At 68.5% G+C, this 24,226-nt stretch carries 24 protein-coding genes; 11 read left to right on the forward strand and 13 right to left on the reverse strand.

The annotated features are described in order from the left end of the window. Positions 1-7: 7 nt before the first annotated feature. Positions 8-1,858 (forward strand): Na+/H+ antiporter, encoded by a 1,851-nt coding sequence (locus tag LDL21_RS11120; RefSeq protein ID WP_225279922.1) that lies wholly within the window; start codon positions 8-10, stop codon positions 1,856-1,858. Here the strand turns inward: LDL21_RS11120 and LDL21_RS11125 are convergent. Then, positions 1,855-2,400: a TetR/AcrR family transcriptional regulator gene (locus LDL21_RS11125; protein ID WP_067490032.1), complete on the reverse strand. Its 546-nt coding sequence runs from the start codon at positions 2,398-2,400 to the stop codon at positions 1,855-1,857. The genes LDL21_RS11120 and LDL21_RS11125 overlap by 4 nt on opposite strands. Positions 2,401-2,792: 392 nt before the next feature. Between LDL21_RS11125 and LDL21_RS11130 the strand changes: the two genes are divergently transcribed. Then, on the forward strand, positions 2,793-3,443 hold the full coding sequence (locus LDL21_RS11130) for an enoyl-CoA hydratase/isomerase family protein (protein ID WP_225279923.1): 651 nt from the start codon (positions 2,793-2,795) through the stop codon (positions 3,441-3,443). Here LDL21_RS11130 and LDL21_RS11135 read toward each other — a convergent pair whose 3' ends face one another. The 4 genes from LDL21_RS11135 to mshC all read right to left on the reverse strand — a co-directional run bounded on the left by LDL21_RS11135 (position 3,444) and on the right by mshC (position 8,003). Next, positions 3,444-4,265, reverse strand: coding sequence for an Abi-alpha family protein (locus LDL21_RS11135; RefSeq protein ID WP_225279924.1), 822 nt, complete (start codon positions 4,263-4,265; stop codon positions 3,444-3,446). Between the two features lie 2 nt (positions 4,266-4,267). Continuing rightward, positions 4,268-5,686 (reverse strand): DUF445 domain-containing protein, encoded by a 1,419-nt coding sequence (locus LDL21_RS11140; RefSeq protein WP_181695963.1) that lies wholly within the window; start codon positions 5,684-5,686, stop codon positions 4,268-4,270. A gap of 166 nt (positions 5,687-5,852) precedes the next feature. Continuing rightward, positions 5,853-6,677 (reverse strand): universal stress protein, encoded by an 825-nt coding sequence (locus LDL21_RS11145; protein WP_181695964.1) that lies wholly within the window; start codon positions 6,675-6,677, stop codon positions 5,853-5,855. A gap of 87 nt (positions 6,678-6,764) precedes the next feature. Beyond that, entirely contained in the window at positions 6,765-8,003 is a 1,239-nt protein-coding gene (gene mshC, locus LDL21_RS11150; protein ID WP_225279925.1) for a cysteine--1-D-myo-inosityl 2-amino-2-deoxy-alpha-D-glucopyranoside ligase, read from the reverse strand. Positions 8,004-8,298: 295 nt separating this feature from the next. On the opposite strand from mshC, the gene LDL21_RS11155 reads away from it, so the two are divergent. Both LDL21_RS11155 and LDL21_RS11160 read left to right on the forward strand, forming a co-directional pair. Next, positions 8,299-8,721: a helix-turn-helix domain-containing protein gene (locus LDL21_RS11155; protein WP_067490050.1), complete on the forward strand. Its 423-nt coding sequence runs from the start codon at positions 8,299-8,301 to the stop codon at positions 8,719-8,721. Continuing rightward, positions 8,718-9,557 (forward strand): alpha/beta fold hydrolase, encoded by an 840-nt coding sequence (locus LDL21_RS11160; RefSeq protein WP_225279926.1) that lies wholly within the window; start codon positions 8,718-8,720, stop codon positions 9,555-9,557. The genes LDL21_RS11155 and LDL21_RS11160 overlap by 4 nt, the downstream gene beginning before the upstream one ends. Before the next feature lie 37 nt (positions 9,558-9,594). Here the strand turns inward: LDL21_RS11160 and LDL21_RS11165 are convergent, their stop codons facing one another. Together LDL21_RS11165 and LDL21_RS11170 are read right to left on the reverse strand one after the other, a co-directional pair. Beyond that, positions 9,595-9,849: a hypothetical protein gene (locus LDL21_RS11165; protein WP_181695967.1), complete on the reverse strand. Its 255-nt coding sequence runs from the start codon at positions 9,847-9,849 to the stop codon at positions 9,595-9,597. A gap of 88 nt (positions 9,850-9,937) precedes the next feature. After that, a complete protein-coding gene (locus tag LDL21_RS11170; RefSeq protein WP_225279927.1) occupies positions 9,938-10,498 on the reverse strand; it encodes a helix-turn-helix domain-containing protein in 561 nt (186 codons plus the stop codon). Between the two features lie 67 nt (positions 10,499-10,565). Here LDL21_RS11170 and LDL21_RS11175 point away from each other — a divergent pair, with 67 nt between their 5' ends. Further along, positions 10,566-11,978: an MFS transporter gene (locus tag LDL21_RS11175; protein ID WP_225279928.1), complete on the forward strand. Its 1,413-nt coding sequence runs from the start codon at positions 10,566-10,568 to the stop codon at positions 11,976-11,978. On the opposite strand, the gene LDL21_RS11180 is transcribed toward LDL21_RS11175, so the two are convergent. Genes LDL21_RS11180 through LDL21_RS11195 form a run of 4 tightly spaced genes read right to left on the reverse strand, consistent with a single transcriptional unit; the run spans position 11,937 to position 15,056 of the window. Continuing rightward, positions 11,937-12,734: an SCO1664 family protein gene (locus tag LDL21_RS11180; protein WP_225279929.1), complete on the reverse strand. Its 798-nt coding sequence runs from the start codon at positions 12,732-12,734 to the stop codon at positions 11,937-11,939. The genes LDL21_RS11175 and LDL21_RS11180 overlap by 42 nt on opposite strands. Before the next feature lie 3 nt (positions 12,735-12,737). Beyond that, positions 12,738-13,325: a DUF3090 domain-containing protein gene (locus tag LDL21_RS11185; protein ID WP_181695970.1), complete on the reverse strand. Its 588-nt coding sequence runs from the start codon at positions 13,323-13,325 to the stop codon at positions 12,738-12,740. A gap of 52 nt (positions 13,326-13,377) precedes the next feature. Further along, a complete protein-coding gene (locus tag LDL21_RS11190; protein ID WP_067490061.1) occupies positions 13,378-14,094 on the reverse strand; it encodes a histidine phosphatase family protein in 717 nt (238 codons plus the stop codon). Positions 14,095-14,126: 32 nt separating this feature from the next. Further along, positions 14,127-15,056, reverse strand: coding sequence for an undecaprenyl-diphosphate phosphatase (locus tag LDL21_RS11195; protein ID WP_255674912.1), 930 nt, complete (start codon positions 15,054-15,056; stop codon positions 14,127-14,129). 233 nt (positions 15,057-15,289) lie between these two features. Here LDL21_RS11195 and LDL21_RS11200 point away from each other — a divergent pair, with 233 nt between their 5' ends. The 4 genes from LDL21_RS11200 to LDL21_RS11215 all read left to right on the forward strand — a co-directional run bounded on the left by LDL21_RS11200 (position 15,290) and on the right by LDL21_RS11215 (position 19,557). Next, the gene (locus LDL21_RS11200; RefSeq protein ID WP_225279931.1) at positions 15,290-16,267 is read left to right on the forward strand and encodes an aldo/keto reductase; all 978 of its coding nucleotides are present in this window, start codon (positions 15,290-15,292) and stop codon (positions 16,265-16,267) included. A 17-nt stretch (positions 16,268-16,284) separates the two neighbouring features. Further along, on the forward strand, positions 16,285-17,298 hold the full coding sequence (locus tag LDL21_RS11205) for a heme/hemin ABC transporter substrate-binding protein (protein ID WP_225279932.1): 1,014 nt from the start codon (positions 16,285-16,287) through the stop codon (positions 17,296-17,298). A 214-nt stretch (positions 17,299-17,512) separates the two neighbouring features. Then, on the forward strand, positions 17,513-18,634 hold the full coding sequence (locus tag LDL21_RS11210; protein ID WP_225279933.1) for a FecCD family ABC transporter permease: 1,122 nt from the start codon (positions 17,513-17,515) through the stop codon (positions 18,632-18,634). Continuing rightward, positions 18,631-19,557: a heme ABC transporter ATP-binding protein gene (locus LDL21_RS11215; protein WP_225279934.1), complete on the forward strand. Its 927-nt coding sequence runs from the start codon at positions 18,631-18,633 to the stop codon at positions 19,555-19,557. Before LDL21_RS11210 ends, LDL21_RS11215 begins: the two co-directional genes overlap by 4 nt. A gap of 112 nt (positions 19,558-19,669) precedes the next feature. On the opposite strand, the gene LDL21_RS11220 is transcribed toward LDL21_RS11215, so the two are convergent. After that, on the reverse strand, positions 19,670-20,575 hold the full coding sequence (locus tag LDL21_RS11220) for a hypothetical protein (RefSeq protein WP_225279935.1): 906 nt from the start codon (positions 20,573-20,575) through the stop codon (positions 19,670-19,672). A gap of 139 nt (positions 20,576-20,714) precedes the next feature. Here LDL21_RS11220 and LDL21_RS11225 point away from each other — a divergent pair, with 139 nt between their 5' ends. Beyond that, positions 20,715-21,290, forward strand: a complete 576-nt coding sequence (locus LDL21_RS11225) for a TetR/AcrR family transcriptional regulator (protein ID WP_225279936.1) — start codon at positions 20,715-20,717, stop codon at positions 21,288-21,290. Between the two features lie 72 nt (positions 21,291-21,362). After that, a complete protein-coding gene (locus tag LDL21_RS11230; protein ID WP_225279937.1) occupies positions 21,363-22,151 on the forward strand; it encodes an oxidoreductase in 789 nt (262 codons plus the stop codon). A gap of 12 nt (positions 22,152-22,163) precedes the next feature. Here LDL21_RS11230 and LDL21_RS11235 read toward each other — a convergent pair whose 3' ends face one another. After that, a complete protein-coding gene (locus tag LDL21_RS11235; protein ID WP_225279938.1) occupies positions 22,164-24,203 on the reverse strand; it encodes an MMPL family transporter in 2,040 nt (679 codons plus the stop codon). Between the last annotated feature and the right edge of the window lie 23 nt (positions 24,204-24,226).

Below are 24,226 nucleotides of genomic sequence, written 5' to 3' on the forward strand. Positions count from 1 at the left end.
TGCCGGGGTGGATATCGCGATCGGTTTGGTGGTGCTCATCGGGGCCGCGGCGGCTCTTGCCGCGACCGCGCGTCGTTTCGGGGTGTCCGAACCGCTCGTGCTGACGGTGGCGGGTGTGCTCGCCTCCTATGTCCCGATGGTTCCGCAGGTGCATCTGGAACCGGAAATGGTGTTGCTCGGTCTGCTGCCGCCACTGCTGTACACGGCGGCGTTGAAGACCTCGCTGGTCGATTTCCGGAAGAATCTGCGCACCATCGCGTCGCTGTCGGTGGGGTTGGTGTTGTTCTCCACGTTCGCTGTCGCGCTGGTGGTGTGGTGGTTGCTGCCGGTGCCGTTCGCGGCGGCGGTCGCGCTCGGTGCGGTGGTGGCGCCCCCGGATGCCGTGGCGGCCACCGCGATCGCGCGCCGTACCGGGATGCCGCGCAGCATCGTGACGGTGCTCGAGGACGAGTCGCTGTTCAACGACGCGACGGCACTGGTGTCGTTGCGTGGGGCGATCGCGGCGATGGCCGGTGCGGTGACGGTGTGGCAGATCGGTGGCGACTTCCTGCTCGCCTCGGTCGGTGGCGCGGTGATCGGTGCGCTGGTCGCCTCGGTGCTGGTGGTGTTGCGCAGGCGGATTCAGGACCCGGTGCTCGACACGACGGTGTCGCTGCTCGCCCCGTTCGTGGCCTACCTGCCCGCCGAGCACGTACACGCCTCCGGGGTGATCGCGGTGGTGACGTGCGGGATGATCCTCGGCCACGGCGCGCACCGCTGGCAGGGTGCGGCCTCGCGGGTCGCCGAGACAACCAATTGGCGCACTGTGCAGTTCATTCTGGAGAGCGCGGTGTTCCTCGTCATCGGGTTGCAGGTGCGCTGGATCGTGGAGGGCGCCTGGCATTCCGGTCTCGACCACACCACGTTGATCGTCGCGGCGGTGGCGGTGCTGGCGGCGGTGATGCTTGCGCGTCCGGTGTGGGTATTCACCCCGGTGCTGGTTGCCCGGCTGTTCGGGCGCGAAACCGAACCGTTGAGTCATGCGGCGGTGGTGTCATGGGCGGGGATGCGCGGTGTGGTGACGTTGGCCGCGGTGCTGTTGCTGCCGGATTCGACACCGCAACTGCCGGTGCTCGAATTGCTGGCGCTGGTGGTGGTGGGTGGCACGCTGCTGGTGCAGGGCACCTCGTTGCCGTGGCTGGTGCGGCTGCTGCGGTTGCGTGGCCCCAGCCGCGCCGAGGACGCGCTCACCAAAGCCGATCTGCTGCACCAGGCTTCGGTGGCCGGGCTCGCCGAGCTGGACCGCCGTATCGGCCCGCACACGCCGGAACCGGTGATCGAATCGTTGCGCCAGCGCCTCACCTGGCGCAGCAATGCCGCGTGGGAGCGGCTGGGTCGTCCGGAGGCCGAATGGGTGACACCGACCGCGGAGTACCGGCGGCTACGGTTGGCGATGCTGGCCGCCGAACGCGACGCCGTGCTCGCCGTGCGTGACGTGGGTGCGGTGGATTACGAAGTGCTCCAGCATGTGCTGGCCCGCCTCGATCTCGAGGAGTCGATGATCGACCGCTTCGACGAGGACGACGACGACACGTCCACCGAGCCCCTCGGCAACGCCACCGCCGGCTGCGCGCATCTGGAACAGGCACCCGATACCGCGCCCCCGGTGGGCGAACCGGTGTGCCGTGCGTGCCGAGAGGCCGGGATGCGGTGGGTGCATCTGCGGATGTGCCTGGAGTGCGGGCACATCGGCTGCTGCGAGTCCTCGGTGGGCAACCACGCGACCGAACACTTCCATGACACCGCGCACCCGGTGATGCGCAGCGTCGAACCGGGCGAGCGGTGGCGCTGGTGCTATCTCGACGAACTGCTCGGTTAGCGGCGGTGCGAGTAGATCAGGCGCGCGTACTGCGACAGGAGGCGGTCGAGTTCGGTCGGTTCGCCGGTGGCGGCGAGCTGCTGGTAGCCGATGAGCATGGCCATGCCGACCTCGGTGACCACGGCCGCGGTGTCGTCGTCGCCGATGACGCTGTCGATCACCCGGTGCACGGTGCGCCTGCGTGATTCGTCGATCCGTTTGACGGTGACGTGAACGGATTCGTCGTTGGCCGCCCAGGCGCGCAGGGCCGCTTCGGCGCCGTGTTCGAGGCCGCCGGTGAGTTCGGACATGGCGCGTACGTCGGCGTCGGGGTCGCCGTGGCCGACGTCGAGGGCACGTAGCTCGACCATCTGCCGGTTCTCCCAGTGCTCGAGCAACGCGTCGACGAAGCCCTGCCAGGAGCCGAAGTGGTGGTAGAACGAGCCGCTGGTGACCCCGAGACGACGGCACAGCACGCCGATGTTGAGACCTTTGAAGCCGAACTCGGCGAGCACCGCCACAGCGGTGTCGAAGTACTGCTCCTTGGTAACCACTCGGGACATCGCGATGCCGTTCTGTTCGTGCGGGCAGGGCCGAAGAATGCGAACAGTACCCCATCGTATCGAGGGCCCAGAGCACCGTAACGAAATCTATTCTGTGGCCCGAACGCCGCCGCGCCTCCCGAAATGCCAAGGGCTGGAACATAATCGGTGCTCGATGTGGTGAGAGGAGGTCCCGGATGGAATAACGGAGCAATAGCTCTGTAAAGTATTGTTCAGTAGGGACCCCTGTTTCATGGCCCCGCAGACCGTGCTCGACGCCACCGAAACCCCCGTTGCCCGAACGGGTCCCGCCACCTTCGAGGAACCGTCGTCCGCGGTCGAGTGGTAGGCACCGCCTCGGCGAACGCCGGGAAGTGCTGGCGCACATCTGGTTACGCACCGAAAGGAACCGTATGCCCACCCTGCGCCATCACGGCACCGTCGCCGTCCTCGACCTCGGCCACGGCGAGAACCGCTTCTCCCCCGAGTTCCTCACCGAGATGAACACCCACCTCGACACGGTCGTCACCACCGGTGCGCAGGCCCTGGTGACGACTGCGACCGGCCCCGTCTACTCCCACGGTCTCGACTTGGAGTGGTTGGCCGCCAACGGCGATCAGGCCGCCGGCTACGTGGCCGCCGTGCACACCCTGCTCGCCCGGGTGCTCACCCTGCCGATGCCCACCGCCGCCGCGATCGACGGAGACGCGTTCGGGGCGGGCGCGATGCTGGCGCTGGCCCACGACTACCGCGTGATGCGCGCCGATCGCGGGTTCTTCTGTTTCCCCGAGGCCGAGCTGCGGATCCCGTTCACCAACGGCATGGCTGCCCTGATCCAGGCGAAAGTACCCCCGAAGACGGCGATCGCGGCCATGACCACCGCACGCCGCTTCGACGGCACCGAGGCCGCGGCCTTCGACCTGGTCGACGCCACCGCCGCCGAGGTCCTCGACGCGGCTCTGGCCTCGGTCGCCCCACTGGGCGGCAAGGATCAGCCGACGATGACTGCGATCAAGTCGGTGATGTTCGAGGGTGTGCTCACCGCCTTGCGTGGCAAGAACTGATCACGGCAGCCGCGGGCCCTTGCCCAGGTACACATCGCCGCGGTCGTCGGTGGCCCAGCCGCCGCCGGTATACCCGTCGAGTACGAAACAGGCGCCGCAGAACTGTTTCCCGAACACCGATAGGTAGATGCTGCGGTATTGACTGATCGCCCGCATCTTCACCGACTTGTACGCGGCCTGGGCCGCGGGCTGGGCCTCGAGGAAGGCGTAGCGGCGGAAGTCGGCGACCGGTTCGCTCGAGAACCGGACCAGCCCGAGCCGGTTGAGGTTGCCCAGATAGTGTTGGTCGCGTTCGGGCATAGCGCACCCGGCCATATAGGCGATCATGTTGATCCCGTCGGCGAGGCGTTGGGACCCGATCCCGAAGGGCGTCTTGGTGCGGATGTCGATGGCAGGCTGTGGTCCGGCGACGGCGAGGAAACGCAGAATCCTGGCCTCGTCGGGAGTCAGGTCGTGCAGGATCGGCACGAACGAGGGGTGCACGTCGCGGGGTTGCTGCGCCGAGTCCCAGCCCTCGTTGATCATGGCGTCGCCGATGGTCTTGAGGTCTTCGGCGTCGACGTCGGAGTCGATGGCGCGCAGGGCACCGGATGCGGTGGGCGCCAAGCCGAGCGCGCTCAGCGCCGCCCGGCGCAGCACATCGACCCGTTCGTCGATGATGCGTGACATCGGTTCGCCCGCCCGGATGTCGTCGACCAGTTCGGTGGCCGTGTGCACAGCGCCCTTGGTGACGGCACCGACGAATTGCCGCATCGAGAGCCCGGCGATGCGGGCCAGACCCGCCAGATCGGTGGGGATACCGGAATCGCGGTCGTCGTCCATGTTCACGCTCCGAAGACCAGTAGGTGCACGCCACCGACGAGGGCGCCCAGGATGCCGCCGTGCAGATACAGCAGCCAGGCGTCCTGTTCGATGGCGGTGTACAGCATTTCGACGAATTCCTCGGGCGGTAGTTCGCGCAGCTTCTCGGTGGCGAGCTCGTCGACGCTGGCCGCTGTCGACTGGGAGAACTCCACGTCCTCGACCAGCCAGGGCTTCATCTCGGTGGCCAGGCTCGCGCCCGCGGTGGCCTGGATGGCGTCGAAATGGCGTGGGCCGACGGCCAATCGGGTCACCGAGCGCAGCGGGCCGAGGATGCGGTCGATCTCGAGCTGCAGGAAGTGGGCGATCACCGCGCGGGTCTTGTCACCGCTCGGCCCGTCGAGCAGTTGTTCGGTGACCACGTCGAGGGTGACGATCTGGTACCCGATCGCGTGCCCGAGGTCGGCCGCCGCCTGATACTGGCGTTTGGCGAATTTCGCGACACCCCACGGGTATTTGTATCTCGGCTGCGGGTTCGCCGGTTCGAACACGACCTTGATGGCGATGATGTTGACCAGCACACCCACCACGGCGCCGCCGAGCACCACGACCAGCCATGCAGGAAACAGATGCACCAGGGTGTGCAACCAGCCGGGCAGTTCGATCATCGCGGGCGTGTCACCGTGCGGGGAGCTGTAGTGCAGCAACGACAACCACAGTGCTACGACCACACCGAACGGGAAACCCAGCACCCCACTGCGCGTCATGAACCGCAGTTCGGGAGCACCGAGCCCGTAGATCACGTCCTTGAGCAGTTCCGGGCGGCGCCGCAGATACCCGACGACCATCAGCTTCACATCGAGCAGCTGGTCGATATTGGCGCCGATGAAGTCGAAGGCGCGGTCGGTGATCGCGGGCAGTTCGGCTTCGACCCGCGCGTAGATCGCCTCACGCGCGCGCGGCGGCATATCCGCCCACAGCTGCGGGTGTTCGGTGGTCATGATCGAATCGACCATCGAGCGCACATTCGGTAACGCCACGTGTGCGACCTGGGCGGAGATCTTGCGCGGGTCCATCTGGTCGAAGAAGTCCTTGGCCGTGCCGATCTTGGCGACGGCGTTGTCGACCATCAGGCTGGCCATCTTCTCCGCGCGCGCCGGGATGAACCCCTGGAAGCCGAGAATGCCACCCGGCGCGAACGTCGGCAGGATCTGAACCTTGCGCGGCAACAACGGGAACAGCGTTTTGAGGCCCGGCACATAGAAACCGGTGAATCGCACCGGCGCGAACAGCATGATGACGCCGGTCCAGTTGGTGATCAGACCCGCGATGGCGCTGAAGATCGGAATGCTGATCATGTCGACCCAGAACTTGCTGAGTCCGGTCATCTCTTCCCAGTTCAGCAGGCCGAAGAAGCCCGCCGCCTCGATCTCAGCATTCATCCGGCGTCCACTCCGTCGTGTTCCGAACATCGCGCGTTTCGGTCATCTTAGGGGACAGATCGGGAGGTTCCGGGCAAGTTCGGCACTTACCCGCAATATCGGAGCAAACCTGCGATCATGTCCGGGCCCGGCGTGCATTCGACCTCGCGCAGGTACGTATTCCAGGCTAACGCGGCGGGTCCGGCTCCGGGTCGGGATCGTCGGACCCATGGGTGGTGGCGACCAGCAGCAGGTTGGTGTCGATGTCGTGGGTGACCTTGTTGGCGACCGATCCGAGCAGCCGCGCGGGCCCGCTCATCCCCCGGTTGCCGATGACCACGAGGTCGTATTTCCAGGCGGCGTTGCACAGCGCTTCGGCGGGCGGCACGCCGGTGAGCACGTCGTGGCCGAGCAGTTCGGGATCGTCGAGGCTCAGGGCCGCGTGGACCTGGGCCAGGGTTTCCGCGCCGTCGGCGTCGGTTTTCGTGGCAGTCACCAGGAACGGGCGCGCACCGAGTTCCAGGGCCAGGTCGTAGCCGCGGCGCACGGCGAGCATCGAACTGGGTGAGCCGTCGGTGGCCAGGCCGACGGTGGTCCAGCGCTTGGGCACCTTGTGGGTGAACAGGACGTCGGTGGGGCTGTGGTGGGAGACGTGGTTGGCGGTGGAACTGGTGAGCCGGTCCTTGGAGCGGCCGAGACCACGCGCCCCGATCACCAGTAGCGTGCCCGGATCCTGCGCACCGACCTCGAGCAGGGCCGCGCTCGGTGTCCCCGGCATATCCAGGGCCGTCACCTCGGACAGGCCCGCCTCGACGAGCGCGGCGACGGCGGCGGCGCTGATCCGTACGGCCGATTCGGGATCGAGGGCGGACTTGCGCGCCTTTTCCTTCCAGACGGTCAGCGCGGTGATCGGGACCCCGAGCCGAAGCGCGACCTCACCGGCGACGGTGACCGCCAGTTGCGCGGCCTCCGACCCGTCGGTTCCCACCACGATGCGCTGGTAGCGGTCCATGGGACCCTCTCCGATCCGACGACGGCGGTTCGCCACAGTATAAACACCGCACGCTCCGGCAATCCTGCCGCAAATGCCTGCGCCGGGTCAGAGGGCGATACCGAGGAGCCCGTCGACGGCGTTGCGCACCAGGGCCGGGGCGTCGGTGTCGGTGCCACCGTAGGCGATCGCCTGCTCGGCCCAGTTGTCCACCGCGACAAGGGCTTTGGGGGTGTCGAGGTCGTCGGCCAGGTGCTGACGCAGGCGGGCGACGGTGTCGGTCGCCGACGGTCCCGAGCCGAGCGACACGGCTTCACGCCAGCGGGCGAGGCGCGCCTGGGCCTGGCCGAGGACCGCGTCGGTCCACATGCGGTCCTGCCGGTAGTGCCCGGCGAACAGGCCGAGGCGGATCGCGGCGGGGTCGACTCCGGAGCGGCGCAGTTTCGAGACGAGCACCAGGTTGCCCTTGGACTTCGACATCTTCTCGCCGTCGAGCCCGATCAGCCCGGCGTGCACGTAGTGGCGGGCGAAACGGCGGGTGCCGGTGATCGCTTCGGCGTGCGCGGCGGAGTACTCGTGATGGGGGTAGATCAGGTCCGAGCCGCCGCCCTGGACGTCGAATTCGGTGCCGATGCGGTTGAGCGCGATCGCCGCACACTCGATGTGCCAGCCGGGGCGCCCGGCGCCGAACGGTGCCTGCCACGACGGTTCGCCGGGGCGTTCGGCCCGCCACAGCAGGGCGTCGATGGTGTCGCGCTTGCCGGGCCGGTCGGGGTCGCCGCCGCGTTCGGCGAAGAACTTCTCCATGGTGGCGCGGTCGTAGCCCGATTCGTAGCCGAACTGTTCGGTGGCGTCGGCGCGGAAGTAGATGTCGGGATGTTCGGCATCGTCGACGATGTAGGCGGCGCCGGAGGCCAGCAACTTCTGCACCACCTCGACGACCTCTTCGACCGATTCGATGGCGCCGATGTACTGACGCGGCGGCACCACCCGGAGGGCGGACATGTCCTCACGGAACAGGTCGATCTCGGAGCTGCCGAGGTCGCGCCAGTCGACGCCGTCGCGTGCGGCGCGTTCGAACAGCGGGTCGTCGACGTCGGTGACGTTCTGCACGTAGTGCACGTCGTGTCCGGCGTCGCGCCACAACCGGTTGACCAGGTCGAAGGTCAAATAGGTCGCGGCGTGGCCGAGGTGGGTGGCGTCGTAGGGGGTGATCCCGCAGACGTACATCTTCGCGGTCGCGCCGGGGGTGACCGGGCGGACCTGGCGGTCGGCGGTGTCGTACAACCGCAACGGCGGCCCTGCTCCGGGGACGGTCGGAAGGGCGTTATCGGACCAGGACTGCATGATTCGAGGGTAGAGCCCCGGCCGGAGTGCTCGCCTCGCGGCCCGGTCGACCCGGTTGCCCGGCCGGATTCGGCGCGGCCCGCAACCTGCACACAAACGTGTTCGACCGGCACTGTCAAGGGTTGTGCTCACGAGGATTCCCAGGCCGCAGGGGGTTCGCCTGTGCGGTGGGCGGTTGTGCCGCAGTCTCGAGCGCCGAGCCCGCGAACGGTAGCTGCCGTCATCGACGCGCTTCAGCCCTACTCCCTATCATTACCTAATTGCACCTATCCGAACGTTCCTATACGGTTGTTTCATGCCAGAAGGTTTCTATTCGGTGGAACAGGTCGCGGAATTGCTCGGACTGCATGTGCGCACCGTGCGCGGATATGTGCGCGACGGCAAACTGCCCGCCGCCCGTATCGGCAAGCAGTACCGCATCACCCACGACGACCTCGAGACCTTCACCGGCCTCCCGATCAGCGCACCGAAACCAGCAACCGCCGGGCACGCGGAGGCCTCCTGCATCGTCGAGATCGACGACATCGACCGCGCCACCGTCGACCGTGTCGCAACCCTGCTCACCGCCACCGCCGCGACACGGGGTCCCGGCGGACGGGCCCTGCGAGTCGAAACCAGCTACGACCCCGCACGCGGACGCCTCAAAGTGATCCTGCTCGGCGGACTCGCCGACACCGCACGCCTGCTCGACTACCTGGACGGAGTCCTCGCCCCATGAGCACCATCTACACCTCCGAGCACGGCCGCGAACGCATCGCGCAGCGCTACCGCGAACATCTGGCGACCTGGCCGGTGCCGTGGGAGCAGCGGCTCGTCCCGACCGCCGCGGGTGAGACGTTCGTGCTGGTCTGCGGACCGGCCGACGCGCCACCGCTGGTACTGCTGCACGGTTCCGGATCCAATACGAGCGCCTGGCGCGGCGATGTCAGCGAGTGGGCGGCCCACTTCCGGGTGTACGCGGTCGACCTGCCCGGCGAGCCCGGTTTCAGCGCGCCCACCAGGCTGGCGCTGGACACCGACGCCTGCGCGAACTGGCTCGACGAGGTCCTCGACGGGCTGGGGCTGGACACGGTGTCGATGACCGGGATGTCTCTGGGTGGCTGGACCGCACTGGACTACGTGACCCGCAGACCGGGCCGGGTCGAGGCGCTGGCGCTGCTGTGCCCCGGCGGTCTGGGCAGGCATCGCTACGGGTGGCTGGTGAAAGCCGTGGGTCTACGGTTGCTCGGTCGCCACAGTGTGCGCGACATGGCGCGAACCGGTCTTGGCCTCACCGGTCCGGCGGCGGAGCCGATCCTCGACGACGTGGAACTGGTCTTCACCCATTTCTCGGCCCGCTCGGGCAACTTACCGAGGTTCTCCGAGGCGCGGCTGCGGGCGGTGGACATCCCGGTGCTGGTGATCGTCGGCGAGCGTGACGCCCTGTTCGATTCGGCGGGCACCGCACGTCGTGCCCGGTTGCTCGCCAAGGGCGAGGTGCTGGTGCTGCCCGGTGTAGGACACGCGGTACTCGGCCAGGCGGAACGGATCAGCCGGTTCCTGCGCTCCCGGTGACCGCCGCTCCCCGACGTGCGGCGGTCCGGGGTTCAGCTCACTGCTCGTAGCACTGCACGTTCAGGTTGTCGACGTTCTCACCGAACTGCGGCAGCGCGTAGAACGAGGCACCGACCTGGTCGGGGGCCTGCACGGTGACATCGGGCAGCGGGGCGCCCGCGCGGTCGGTTGCGGTGCACACGAAGGTCTTGTTCTCCCACCAGCCGGCGGGGAAGGCCTGGGCGGGCGCGGCGACGACGGCGCCGAGCAGCAGCGCGGCGGCGGATCCGGTAACGATCGAACGAGTCGACATGGTGTTCCTCTGATGATGCGGGGACAGCGAAAGTGCTTGGAGCACACTAGCACCGGCACTGTCGTCCACCCAGGAAAATCCGTGCCGGTCAGGATGGCGTGCGCACCCGCGCTTTCCCGCCCTGCGGACCGAACATGTGCAGGATCTCGACGGTTCGATCGTCGGCGGGCCCGAACCAGTGCGGTCGGTCGGTGTCGAACTCGGCGACCTCGCCCGCACGAAGCACGAGTTCTTCCTCGCCGAGAATCAACCTCAGGTCACCGGCCAGCACATACAGCCATTCGTACCCGGCGTGGGTGACCAGGCGCGGCTTGTTCGGGCCGAGAATCTGTTTGAAGACCTGCATGCGTCCCGGGTACTCGGTCAGCGGCACGACCACACTGCCGTTGCGGCTGCGTCGCGGCGTGAGATGCACGCGCGGGTCGCCGGTGGCGGGTGCGGCGATCAACTGGTCGAGCGAGACTCGATGCGCCCGCGCCAACGGCAGCAGCAGATCCAGGGTAGGGCGTCGCTTGCCGGTTTCCAGCCGCGACAGGGCGCTCACCGAGATCCCCGTCTCGGCCGACAACTCGTGCAGGGTCAGACCGCGGCCGCGGCGCAATGCCAGCAGGCGCGGTCCGATCTCGTCGATGATCTGGGCGTCGTCCACCGCACCATTTTGCGGTCTTCGCAAAATCTGTACCGGTTCGCTCGGCCTCGCCTCGACGATTCTCGCCATGATCGACACAGCGAAAGACCACGCCCTCGGCGCAAGACGACGATGGGCGGTGCTGGCCGTGTGCAGCACAGGCCTGTTCCTGGTGGGGCTGGACACCACCATCGTCAACGCCGCCCTGCCGTCCATCGGCCGCGACCTGCGCACCGGAGTCCGCGGCATCGCCTGGATCGTCGACGCCTACACCTTGGTGATGGCGAGCCTGCTGATCTCTGCGGGCGCCGTCGCCGACCGGGTCGGACGGCGACGGGTGTTCCGGGCGGGGCTGGTGCTGTTCGGCACGTCGTCGATGCTGTGCGCGGCGGCCCCGACGCTCGACGTGCTGCTCGCCGCGCGGATCGCGCAAGGTGCGGGTGCGGCGATGTTGAGCCCGGTGGCGTTGGCGATCGTCGTCGGGGTGTTCACCGACCCGGCGCAGCGGGCTCGCGCGATCGGCGTGTGGGCGGCGGTCTTCGGAGTGGCGATGGCGGCGGGGCCGGTCGTCGGCGGTGCGCTGGTACAGAGCCTCGGATGGCGTGGGGTGTTCTGGGTGAACCTGCCGGTGATCGCGGTGGTGCTCGTGCTGACGGCGCTGGTGGTTCCGGAGTCGAAAGCCGCGCGGGTGCGGCGGCTCGACGGTCGCGGACAGGCGCTGCTGGTGATCGTGGTCGGCGGGTCTGTCGGTGTGCTTCTCGAGGGTCCGCGGCTCGGCTGGGCTTCGCCCGCGACGGTGGTCGCATCGGCGGTGGTGTGCGCGGCGATGGTCGCGTTCGTCCGGCTCGAAGGTCGCCGGTCCGAACCGTTGATCGATCCGGGTTTGTTCCGGCGGGCACCGTTCACCGCCGCTGTATTCAGCGCGGTCGCGGTGTTCGTCGCCCTCGGCGCCACCTTGCTGGTGGTGGCGCTGTATCTGCAGGACGCGCGCGGGATGTCACCGGCGGCGGCCGGTGCGGTGATGCTGCCACTGGCGGTACCCGCGATCGTGTTCGCCCCACTCTCGGGTGTGCTCGTGAGCCGCCACGGTGCGCGGTTGCCGCTACAGCTCGCGGGCGGATTCACCGCGCTCGGTGGTGTGCTGCTGTTCGTCGCGGTCGGCGAACACCGCCCGATCCCCCTGTTGCTCACCGCATTGCTGCTGGTCGGAATCGGATTCGGCTTCGCCAACCCGCCCATCACCACCACCGCCGTGAGCGGGTTGCCCGCCGACCGCGCCGGTGTCGCAGGCGGAATCACCTCCACCGCACGTCAATTCGGTGCCGCTCTCGGTGTCGCCGTGGCAGGTGGGTTCATCGGCGGCGCCGCGCAGACGGAACTGGCTCAGCACGCGCGGCCCGGTTGGGTTCTGGTCGGGTGCTGCGGGCTGCTCGTCATGGTCGCGGCCGGGTTCGCACCCTCAGAACGCGGGCCAGGGGATCGGGCGGGCCGAATTCGGTAGGGGCATGACCGGGCGTTCCAGCAGGGCTTTCGTGCGTTCGGTCAGTGCGGTGATCTCGGCGTCGGTGATGTGCTCGGCGAGCGAATCCGCTATCGGGCCGGTCAGATTCGTGGCGAACGCGGTGACATCGGCGATCAATGCCTCGTCGATGGGCTGACCGGCCCACCCCCACAGCACCGTGCGCAGTTTCGGTTCGCTGTGCAGGCAGATGCCGTGATCGACGCCGTAGACCTGACCGTCGACACCTTCCAGCGCGTGCCCACCTTTGCGGTCGGCGTTGTTGAGCAGCAGGTCGAGCACCGCCATGCGTTGCAGGCGTGGATCGTCGGCGTGCACGAGCGAGATCTCGTTGCCGGTGTCGTCCAGGGCGCGCAGCACCTCGCAGAACCCCTCGGGCACCGTGCCCGGCGAACACAGATCGACCAGGTCCAGGCGCTGGCGTGCGTCGGTGCGGTTGTCGACCGAGGTCACCCACCGCTGCACCATGCCCGGCCCGAACGGACCGTCGCGCAACGCCGTTTCCGGGATGACACCCCATCCCAGCTGTTCGGAGATCAGGTACGAGGCCACCTCGCGCCCGGCGAGGGTGCCGTCGGGGAAGTCCCACAGCGGTCGTTCGCCGCGCACCGGCTTGTACACCACCCGCAGCGGCGCACCATCGGGTTCGGGTGCGGCGATCTCGCACACCAGCGTCAGGTTGCTGGCGACGCCGACCCGTCCGATGATCTCGAGCTCACCGTCGGTGATGCCGGACACGTCTCACTCCTCGTCGAGTTCGGCCGCACCGAAGATCTCGCCGCGCTTGTAGCCGTTGGTGCGCACACACATATGCCCGCGCGCCGACAGCGGTTCCCCGCACAGCGGGCACGGTGGGCGTCCGGCCGCGATCACCCGGGTGGAGCGCAACGCGAACTCGCGCGCCTGCATCGGGGTGAGGAACACGCGCACCGCGTCGGGGCCCTCGTCGGTGTCGTCGAGCACCACCGATTCGTCGACCTCGGTCTCGGTGATCGCCAGCAGTTCGACCACCACGGCGTTCGCGTCGGCGTCCCAGCCCAGACCCATGGTGCCGACCCGGAATTCGGTGTCGATGGGAGTCGTCAGCGGCGCCACATCGGTGACGTCCTCACCTTCGGGCGGTACTTCGGCCCCGAAACGGCGCGCCACCTCGTCGAGCAGCAACCCCATCCGGTCGGCGAGCACCTTCACCTGCTGCTTTTCCAGCAGCACGCTGACCACGCGCGGTTCCTGCACGGCCTGCAGGTAGAACGAACGATCGCCCGGCTCGCCCACGGTCCCGGCGACGAAACGATCGGGGGTGCGGAATACATGGATTGCGCGTGACACATGCACCTCCTGATACGTGACCCTCAACGACACTCACGAACAACCTCCTGGTTCAAGGAGAATCGCGGTGTCTCACATTCCCATTATCCGCACTCGCTGTCCCGGGTACTTCCCCGCCGGGCAGCGGTGGCGGTGGTGTACCCGCGGACAGGGCCGACAGGTCGGCGCCGGTGTCGTTGAACTTCCACACCGACGGCCCGTGCGGGCTGTACCGGACCACACTGATCGAGGCCGGTTCCACCGCGATCCGCTGAAAACTGTCCAGGTGCAGGCCGAGCGCGTCGGCCAGGATCGACTTGATGACATCGCCGTGCGCGCACGCCACCCACAGCACATCGCGACCGGCCTTGTCGGCGAGCCGGCGTTCGGTGTCGCGGATCGCGGCCACCGCCCGCTGCTGCACCTGGGCCAGACCTTCGCCACCGGGGAACACAGCACCGGAAGCGTGCCCCTGCACCACTTTCCACAGCGGTTCGGTGAGCAGTTCGGCGATCGGGCGCCCGGTCCATTCGCCGTAGTCGACCTCGATGAGCCGTTCGTCGTGTTCGGGTTCGAGACCGAGTTTGTCGGCCAGCGGGGCGACGGTGCGCTGACAGCGCAGCAGCGGTGAGCTGGCGATGTGTTCGATCGGCAGGGTGGCGAGCCGGTCGGCGACCGCGGCGGCCTGTTCGGTGCCACGCTCGGTGAGCTCCACACCGGGTGCGCGCCCGGCAAGGGTGCGCGCGGTGTTGGAGGTGGACACTCCGTGCCGGAGCAGGATCACCGTCATGGGACCAGCCTAACCATCAGCGGGCCGCGCGCTCAGGTGGCGGAGACGACACCCGCGGCGAGCAGGCCCATCACCGTCAGGCCGAGGATGATCCGGTAGCCGACGAACCAGTAGAAGGAATGCTTGCCGACGAACTTGAGCAGCCACGCCACCGAGGCATAGCCGACGACGAAGGCGAGGACGGTCGCGACAAGCAGTTGCGGGCCGCTCGCGTTGAGGCCCTCACCGGCCGGTTCGAAGGCGTCGGGCAGGCTGAACAGTCCCGACGCGGTGACGGCGGGAATGGCGAGCAGGAAAGAGAACCGCACCGCCGCTTCCCGTTTCAGGCCCAGGAACAGGCCCGCGGTCGAGGTGGCGCCGGAACGCGACACCCCCGGGATCAGGGCAAGGCACTGGGCCAGGCCCATGATGATGCCGTCGCGGGTGGTGAGCTGTTCGATCGGACGGGCCTTCTTGCCGTAGTACTCACCGGCGGCGATCACCAGCGCGAACGCCACCAGCATGAACGACACCAGCCACAGGTTGCGGGCCCCGGTGCGGATCTCGTCCTTGAACAGGAACCCGAGCACACCGATCGGGATGGTCGCGATGATGACGTACCAGCCGACGCGGTAGTCCAGCTCACGCTGGGTGTCGCGTTCGTGGGCTTCGCGGGCACTGCGGTCCATCACCGGCAGCTTCGTCGTCACCCGGTCACCGACGGCCACCGCACGCTGGGAGCGTTCGCGCCATCGCATGCCGAGGGTGGTGAACCAGGCGATGAGGATGCGCCAGATGTCCTTGGCGAAATACACCAGGACCGCGGCCTCGGTGCCGAGCTGGGTGACGGCGGTGAACGACGCACCCGCGTCGTCACCGAAGAACACACCCGAGACGATGCGCAAGTGTCCGGAGGAGGAGATCGGCAGGAACTCCGTGAGCCCCTGCACCAGTCCGAGTACCAATGCCTGGAACCAGGTCATCGACTCGCCCACCACATCCTCCTACCACTTCTCGCGCCCGAAAGATCGCGTCCTCCTGGGCTTTTGCTTGCTCGCCCGGCCGTGTGGGCCCGCGATCCCGCAGCGACCCTACCCGTCGGGCCGGATCAGTGTCTTCGGCCCACCGGTGAACCCGACTCGCACCGGGTCGGCGCGGCGGTGACGGCCACGCCGCGCATTAGGCTGGGCGCCGTGACGAAAGCACGGGCGCGGTGATGGAACAGCGAACGGTGGGACGAAGCGGACTGCGGGTGTCGCGGATCGGGTTGGCGACCCACACCTGGGGCACCCATACCGACGCCGAGGAGGCCTCGGTGCAGCTGGCGGCCTTCGCCGATGCCGGGGGAACACTGATCGACCTCTCCCCCGTCTACGGCGACGGCGCCGCGCATCAGATCCTGGCCGGGTTGCTCGGTGAGGTGGTCTCGCGCGAGGACGTGGTGCTCAGCGGGTGTGCGGGGGTGGTGACCCACAAGCCGGGTGCCGGGGTGGGTGACACGGTGCCCGCACCGGCCGCGGTGGGTCCCGTCGTCGACGCGTCCCGGCGAACCTTGCTGCGCCAGCTCGATCGCACCCTCACCGACCTGGGTACCGACCATCTCGACATCTTCAGCATCGCTGCCTGGGACCCCTACACCCCTCTCGAGGAGGTCGCGGCCACCCTCGAAACGGTGATCGCCACCGGACGGGCCAGGTACGCGGGCGTGCGTGGCCTCAGCGCCTGGCAGCTGGCGAGCCTCGCCGCGATCGGCCCGGTCACGGCCGCGCAGACACCGTATTCGCTGCTGGCGCGCGGCCCCGAGAACGATGTGATTCCGGCCGCACGCCATCACGGGGTGGGGATGATCGCTTCGGCGCCGCTGGCCGGTGGCATCCTCACCGGCAAATACAGCGACGGTGTGCCCGCCGATTCGCGCGGTGCCGACGAGTCGACGGCCGCCGAGATCCGCCGTCGCCTCGACGACGACCGCGCGACCCGGGTGGTCGACGCGCTGGTCACCGCCGCCGACGGGCTCGGTACTTCGCCGCTGGCGGTGGCGCTGGCCTGGATCCGGGACCGGCCGGGTATCGCGAGCATGATCGTCGGTGCGCGCGATATCGGTCAGCTCACGGGCGTGCTGGCCGCCGAAACCCTGGAATTGCCGCGGGCGATCGCGGCCGCCCTCGACGATGTGAGCGCCCGTTCGGAATGATGGCTAGCCTTACCTGCATGAAACTGCGTGGTGTGCTGACGGCGATGTTGGCGGCGACGGTCCTCACCGGCGCCGTCGCCTGCACCGGAAGCAATCCTGCATCGACTGCACGATCCGGTGGGCCGGTGACCGCCGAATTCGCGGACCTCGACCCCGTCCCGATCGGGCCCGCACCCACGCCGAAGATGCCCGCGACCGCACGCTCCTTCGACGGCACCGAGGTGACGGTCACCGACGCCTCACGCATCATCGCCGTCGACCGGTACGGCACGCTCGCCCAGACCGTCTGGGCGCTCGGTCTCGGCGACAACCTCGTCGGGCGAAGCACCTCCGCCTCGTTCCCCGCCGTCGCCGACGTGCCGAACGTGGCGGGGGGCAACGGCAGCCTCAGTGTCGAAGCGGTGCTCGCCCTTCGTCCGTCGGTGTTCCTCACCGACACCACCAGCGCCGCGCCCGCCGTGCGCGACCAGCTGCGCGCCGCCGGTGTGAAGGTCGTGTACTTCGACCCCGACCGCAGCATGGACGGCGTCGTTCCGCAGATCGAGGCCGTCGCGACCGCCCTCGGGGTTCCCGACGCGGGCCGCGCGCTGGGACAGCGCACCCGCGACGAGATCGCCGCCGCCACCGCCCGCGTGCCCGCCGCCGACCCGAAACCCAAGATCGCGTTCCTGTACCTGCGCAGCGCCGCGATCACCATGATGGCCGGCCCGGGATCCGGTGCCGATTCGCTGATCACCGCGGTCGGGGGAGTCGATGCGGGGACCTCGGCCGGGCTGAGCGAACCGTTCACCGCGATCACCAGTGAGGCGATGATCGCCGCGTCGCCCGATGTGCTGCTGGTGATGACGGACGGCCTGAAATCGGTGGGTGGGGTCGACGGTTTGGTGAAGGTGCCCGGCATCGCCCAGACGCCTGCCGGGCGTGACCGGCGTGTGGTCGACATGTCCGATGCGGTGGTGCTGAGCTTCGGCCCCAACACCGGCCGGGTGATCTCGGCGCTGTCCGATGCCATCTACGGGAAGACGTCATGACCCCGCGAGCAGCAGGAGTGACCCGCCGGGCGCGTGTCCTCCAGCCGGTTGACCCGGTCGTTCGGCGCAGCCGGCGATGCCCGGAGTTCGAACGTCTGGCGCCGGTTACCCGCGAAGCGCCGGGCGGTGGCGATAGCTCTCGCACTCAACAGCCAGGTCGGCGTCGTCGCCCGATGACGACTGAGCCTTCCCGCGACGAGCACCGAGACGTCGCATGAGTGACGCCCCGGAGCTGATCAAGTCCGCCGATCCGGCGCGGATCACCGATGCGACGCCTGACCCGCTGCCGCATCCGCGACACCGAACTGCCCGGGTGACGGTGGTATTCGCGGTCGCACTGGCCGCGCTGGTGGTTCTGGCCGTCGTGTCGGCAGTGCTCGGTCAGGTTCCCACGACTGCCGCGGAGGTGGTGGGCAGCGTCGCGCACCGGATCGGACTCGATCTCGGGCCGATGCCCGCGCACCCGGCCGGCGAGGTGACGCTGTGGGAGGTGCGGTTCCCCCGCGTGGTGCTGGCCGTAATGGTCGGGGCGGTCCTCGCGACAGCGGGTGCATTGTTGCAGGGCGTGTTCGCCAACCCCCTCGCAGAACCGGGCGTGATCGGGGTTTCGGCCGGTGCGGCTGTCGGTGCGGGCACGGTGATCGTGATCGGCGGCGCGTTCGTCGCCGCCTGGTCGATCGCGGCGGCCGCGTTCGTCGCCGGACTCGTCACGACGGCGCTGGTCTATGTGCTGTCGCGCTCGGGTGGGCGCACCGAGGTGGTGACGTTGATCCTCACCGGTGTCGCGATCAACGCGTTCGCCGGTGGTCTCATCGCGCTGCTGCTGTTCGTCGCCACTCCCGCCGCCCGGGATCAGATCGTGTTCTGGCAGCTGGGCAGTCTCAACGGCGCCACCTGGCCGTCGGTCGCCGTCGTCGCCACCCTCGCCGCGAGCGGAATCCTGGCAGCCGTGCTCATCGCGCCGCGCCTGGATCTGCTGGCGCTGGGGGATTCCGCGGCCCGTCACCTCGGTGTCGACGTGGAGCGGTTGCGCAGGCAGGTGATCGTGGTGGTCGCCGTGCTCACCGCCGCGGGTGTGGCGTTCAGCGGCATCATCCTGTTCGTCGGCTTGATCGTGCCGCATGTGGTGCGGATGCTCGTCGGTCCGGGGCATCGGGTGCTCGTGCCCCTCAGCGCCGTCGTCGGGGCGGTGGTGTTGCTGGGTGCCGACGTCGCCGCGCGCACCCTGGTCCGCAATGCCGACCTGCCCCTCGGCATGCTGACCTCACTGATCGGCGGCCCGTTCTTCTTCTGGCTGCTGCGCCGCACCAGGGCCAAGGCTGGAGGTTGGGGATGAGCACACCGGGCGGATCCGCTTCGCGGCCGGTACTCGACCGAACGGCCGCGAGCAGCACGGTTCAGCGGCGGAAGACGACGTCGTGGCGGTCGCTGTTCGCCCGTACTCCCGATGTCCCCGCGCGCCCGGAACCGGGCACCGTCACGCTGCGGGCGACGGGTCTCACCGTGCGCCGTGGTGAGCGCACGGTCTTGGAGGACGTCGACTTCCGGGTGGCCGCCGGTGAGATCGTCGCGCTGGTCGGACCGAACGGCGCGGGCAAGTCGAGCCTGCTCGCCGCCCTGGCCGGTGAGCTGGAACCCACCTCGGGCACAGTGAAACTCGAAGGCCACGCCCTGTCGCACTGGACCCACGCCGACATGGCCCGCCGCCGCGCGGTCCTGCCTCAATCACACACCGTCGGCTTCCCGTTCACGGCCCGTGAGGTGGTCGCCATGGGGCGCGCACCGTGGCTGCACACCCCCGCCGCCGACCGCGACGAGGAACTGATCGCCGCCGCCCTGGCCGCCACCGACGTCACCCACCTCGCCGCCCGCACCTTCCCCGCCCTGTCCGGCGGTGAACGCGCCCGCGTCGCCCTGGCCCGGGTCCTCGCCCAGGACACCGCGACCCTGCTCCTGGACGAACCCACCGCCGCCCTCGACATCGGCCACCAGGAAGCCGTCCTGCGGCTCGCCGCCGACCGTGCCGCCGAGGGTGCGGCGGTGGTCGTGGTCGTGCACGATCTAGGGGTGGCCGCGGCCTACGCCGACCGCATCACCGTTCTCGACGAGGGTCGGGTCGCCGCCGACGGCCCACCCCGCGAAGTCCTCACCCGGGACCTGCTGACCAAGATCTACCGACACCCGGTCGACGTCTTCGACCACCCCGCCACCGGCCTGCAACTGGTCCTACCAGACCGCACCCACCACCGGAATCCCTGACCCGCCACGTCGACGCCGGTCCCGCTAGTCGCCTCATGAGATGGGGCCTGCTCGAACCCCCCCGGTCGACGGACCACCTTACTGGGCAGCCGCACGCCCTAAGGGGCGGGATTCAGCGAAACCCGCCGCCACAACCGGAGTAACTGCCGCCCGTGTCACCGGAGTAACCGCCGCCCGTCTCACCGCCGTAGGTGGTGGAGGGACCGCGGTATCCCGACGACCGACCACGCCCGTTCGGATCGACCGGATGCGGGTCGATCGACTCCCCGGTCAACGCCTCCCAGCCGGCGCTCTCGCTTTGATACTTCTCCTCCAGTGCCCGCTTGGTCTCGGTGCCCCACATCACCCAGGTGTGCGGGTGTTGCGCTCGCTCGGCGACCAGCGCCGCATGGACCTCGGTCACCGTCAGCCCACTGTTGTCCCCTCGGGGATCGTCCAAGCTGGACAGGTAGATCCAGAAACTGCGCGAGCCTCGGTAGTCGTTGAGGTAATAGGCCCATTGCGGTCCGGCGGCGGCTTCCAATGCCGTGGCGCGCCGCGTACGGGCTCGCGCTTCCTCGCGATCAGCCTCCTCCTTCTGTCGTTTCCACTCCTGCTCCGCGCGTTGCCTTTGCTGGGTGTTGTACTCGACCAGGAACCCCGGCAGGTCGCCTGCTCTTTCCTTGTACACCGCCAGTGCGCGATCGAACTGCGCGCACAGTTCGTCGGCCTCCGCTTCGTAGTTGTCCCGCAGCGTGCGGTTTCGCCGCGCGTATCGGATGTGCCACCACTGTCGCGACAACGCGGAGCGACGCAGCGGCGGGCGCAGGTGCGCGCTGATCTGCTCGGCCCTGCCCTGCAGTGCCTGGATCGTGGCCACCAGTTCCTCGGTCGCCGAAAGCCAACGGTGGTGATCGCTGTCGGTGGCCTTCGCGAGGAGGGGCGGTCGAAATCCGAAATCGGGCTCGGCCACGCACTGCAGTTGAGCGTTTGCCCTGATCCTGCTGCCGAGGACGTCGTCACGCCGGGCGTGGATCATTTCCCCGAGTGTGCTCACGTGTACCGCGCGGCCCATACCTCAGTGTGACAGGGAACAGCGTGCACCACAGGCTCTTTCACGGGCAGGCCACCGCTGTCAGATTATTGACCTGTAAGTACAGAACGCTTATTGTCGAATCGTGGCCAGGCCCCGCAACTTCGACACCGAGACGGTCGTGGACCGCGCGCTCGACCAGTTCTGGACCTACGGCTACCTCAACACCTCCCCTGCCCAGCTCGCCGACGCCACCGGCATCGGTAAAGGCAGCCTGTACAACGCTTTCGGCAGTAAACGCGCCCTGTTCGATCAGGCCCTCGAACGGTACGGACGGCTCGGCGTGGCCCTGGCCGAGGAGTGTATGGCCGGGCCGGGCAGTACGCGCGACTGCCTGCGCGAGTACCTGCGCGCGGGGGTCGACCTGGATTTCTCGACACCGACCCGGCGCGGTTGTCTCGCGGTGAACAGCGCCGCCGAATTCGGTGACCGCGACACCGCGGTCACCACGGCTCTGCGCGCCGTCGAGGAGCGCATCGTCGCCGTCCTGGCCGCCCGCATCGAACAGGGTCGCCGCGACGGTGATGTCGATCCGTCCGTCGATGCGAAAACCGTTGCGGCCCTGCTGTTCACCACCAACACCGGCCTACGCATCATGTCCAAGACCAACGACGCGGCCGCACTCTATCGCGTCATCGACGCAGCCCTGACCATCCTCTGATCTACCCGTTCCCTCTCCACCTCTTTTCGCATGCCCTAATTTTTGACCTGTAGTTCAAGAAAGGCCTTACCCATGGACCTCGACCTCACCGGCAAAACCGCCGTTGTCACTGGTGCCTCGCGCGGCATCGGCCTGGCTGTCGCCGAACTGCTCGCCGCCGAGGGCGTCCGCGTCGTCGGCGCCGCCCGCACCATCACTCCCGAACTCGAGAAAGTCGCCGCCGCAACGGTTTCCGCCGACCTGAGCACCAGCGAAGGTGTGCGCACGGTCGTCGATGCCGCGCTCGACCATCTCGGCGGCATCGACATCCTGGTCAACAATGTGGGTGGCAGCGACGTCGACAGGCTCGCGCTCGGCGGGTTCCTCGACAGCACCGACGAGCACTGGCAGCGCTACCTCGACCTCAACCTGTTCAGCGCGGTCCGGGCTACCCGTGCGGCCCTGCCCAGCCTCCTCGAGCGGCGCGGGGCGATCGTGAATGTCTCCTCGATCAGCGCGCGCCTGCCCGCGAGCGGACCCGCCGGCTACGGTGAGTCCAAGGCCGCCCTCACCTCGTTCGGCAAGCGGCTCAGCGAAGAATTCGGTCCCCGCGGCGTACGCGTCAACACGGTGTCCCCGGGCCCGGTCGGCACCCGGGTATGGCTCGCCGACGACCACTTCGCCGCGACGATCGCCGCGGCCCAGGGCGTTTCGCATGCCGATCTGCTGGCGTCGTTGCCCGGCCGGTTCGGCATCACCACCGGCCGGATCACCGAACCGCAGGAGGTCGCCGCCCTGATCGCCTTTCTCGCCTCGGCCAAGGCCGCCAACATCGTGGGCGGTGAGATCGTGATCGACGGCGGCGTCGTCAAAACGGCCTGAACCCCGGCCGCCTCACCGCCAGATGATCTTGAGCAGCGCGGGGGTGAGCACCATGCGGATGATCGTGGCGTCGATGATCAGCGCCACGATCATGCCGTAGGCGATGTACTTCATCAGCACCAGATCGGAGAAGCCGAAAGCGCCGGTCACGACGATGAGGATGGCGGCGGCGGAGGTGATGACCCCACCGGTGTGGGCGACGCCGTAGCGGATCGACTCGGTGGCGTCGGCACCGGAGGCACGCTTCTCCGCGATGCGCGACAGCAGGAACACCTCGTAGTCGGTGGACAACCCGAAGATGACCGTCACGATCAACGCGACCACCGCGAACATCAACGGTCCCGGCGTGAACTGGAAGACCCCCGCCCCGTGCCCTTCCACGAAGATCCAGGTCAGCACACCCAATGTGGACACCAGGCTGAGCGCGCTCATCGCCACGGCCTTCACCGCGAGGATCACCGACCGGAACGCCACGATCATCAAGGCCAGGGCGGCGGCGACGAGGATCGCCAACAGCAGGGGCAGCCCGTCGATCAACCCGTTGATGCTGTCGCGTTCCAGCGCCGGAATGCCCGCGACCATGATCTCGACACCGGGTGGTGCGGGCAGGGCGCGCAAGGAGTCGATCACCCGGTCGGCGTCGCGTTTGTCACCGAGCCCGGCCGAGAGCACGTTCACGTCGTTCTTCGTCGGCGCGGCCGGTTCGAACCGACCGGTCAATCCGGGAATCTGATTGGCCTCGAACCGGATGTCACCGAGCTGCTGCGGTGAGGCACCGACCACGACGAGCTTCAACGGTTCGGTGCGGAAACCGGGGAACAGCCGGTCGAAATCCTCCTGCGCCACTCGCGCCGGATTGTCGGCGGCCAGATACTTCTCGCTGATCCCACCGAACTCGATGTGGCGCAACGGAATACTCAGCGCCAGCAGTCCGAGCACGATGGGGATCACCACCGCCCACGGCCTGCGCATCGCCCAGGTCGCCAGCCGGGAGAAGAACCCGGCATCGATCTGGGCCTCGGTCTTGGTGCGGGAGAACCGTTTCCACCCGAGCCAGTCGATGCGCCGCCCCGCGATACTCAAGGCGGCGGGCAGTGCGGTCACCGACAGCACCGCCGCCAGCATCACCGCCGAGATGCCACCGTAGGGCACCGAACGCAGCACCCCGTTCGGGAAAATGAACAGGGCGCCGAGGCTGAGCGCGATGATGCCCGCCGAGAACTGCACCGTGCGCCCGGCGGTCGCCACGGTGCGCGCGGTCGCTTCTTCCACGCTGCGCCCGGCGGCGAGCTCCTCGCGGAACCTGGTCACCGTGAACAGCCCGTAGTCGATCGCCAGACCGAGGCTGACCAGCGTCATCACGGCGCTGGCGAACACGTTGACCTCGATGTGGTCGGTGAGCACCCGCAGGATCCCCGAGGTGCCGAGGATGGTGAGCCCACCGATGAGCACCGGAAGCAACGCACCGATCACTCCGCCGAACACGAAGTACAGCAGGATCGCCACGATCGGCAACGCGATGATCTCCGCGCGCCGGATGTCGTGCTGCATCCCGATGTTGATGCCCTCGACCACCGGCTGCAACCCGGCCAGTTGCACCGTCGTCCCGCCGGGTCCGCCGCCGGGCACACCGGCGTTCAGGTGTGGTTTGAGTGCCAGGTAGTTGTTGACCGTGGCCGTGCCGCCGCCACCGGCCAGCCCGATGCTGGCGAAGGCGTGCTGTTTGGTGGGGTCGGAGGCGTTCGCCGAGAACGGGCTGTCCCAGTAGCTGTCGATCTTGTGGATGCGCTCGCCGTGCTCGGCACGTAAACCGTCGAGGGCGGCCAGGACCGGGCCGCGCACCGCCGGATCGTCGACGGTGGCGCCGGCCGGGGCGGTGTAGATGACGATGAGATCGCCGTCGGTGTCGCGCCCGAAGGTGTCGTCGGCGAGTTTCGACGCGGCGACCGATTGACTGTCCTCGTCGAACCAGCCCTCCTGGGTGTAGCGACCGGCCAGGTCACGGCCGTACCACCCGGAGATCGCCACCGCGAGGACGAACAACCCGAGCACGAGAAAACGATGCCGGTGGACGA

The sequence above is a fragment of the Nocardia rosealba genome, from assembly GCF_020216065.1.
Classification (GTDB): domain Bacteria; phylum Actinomycetota; class Actinomycetes; order Mycobacteriales; family Mycobacteriaceae; genus Nocardia; species Nocardia rosealba.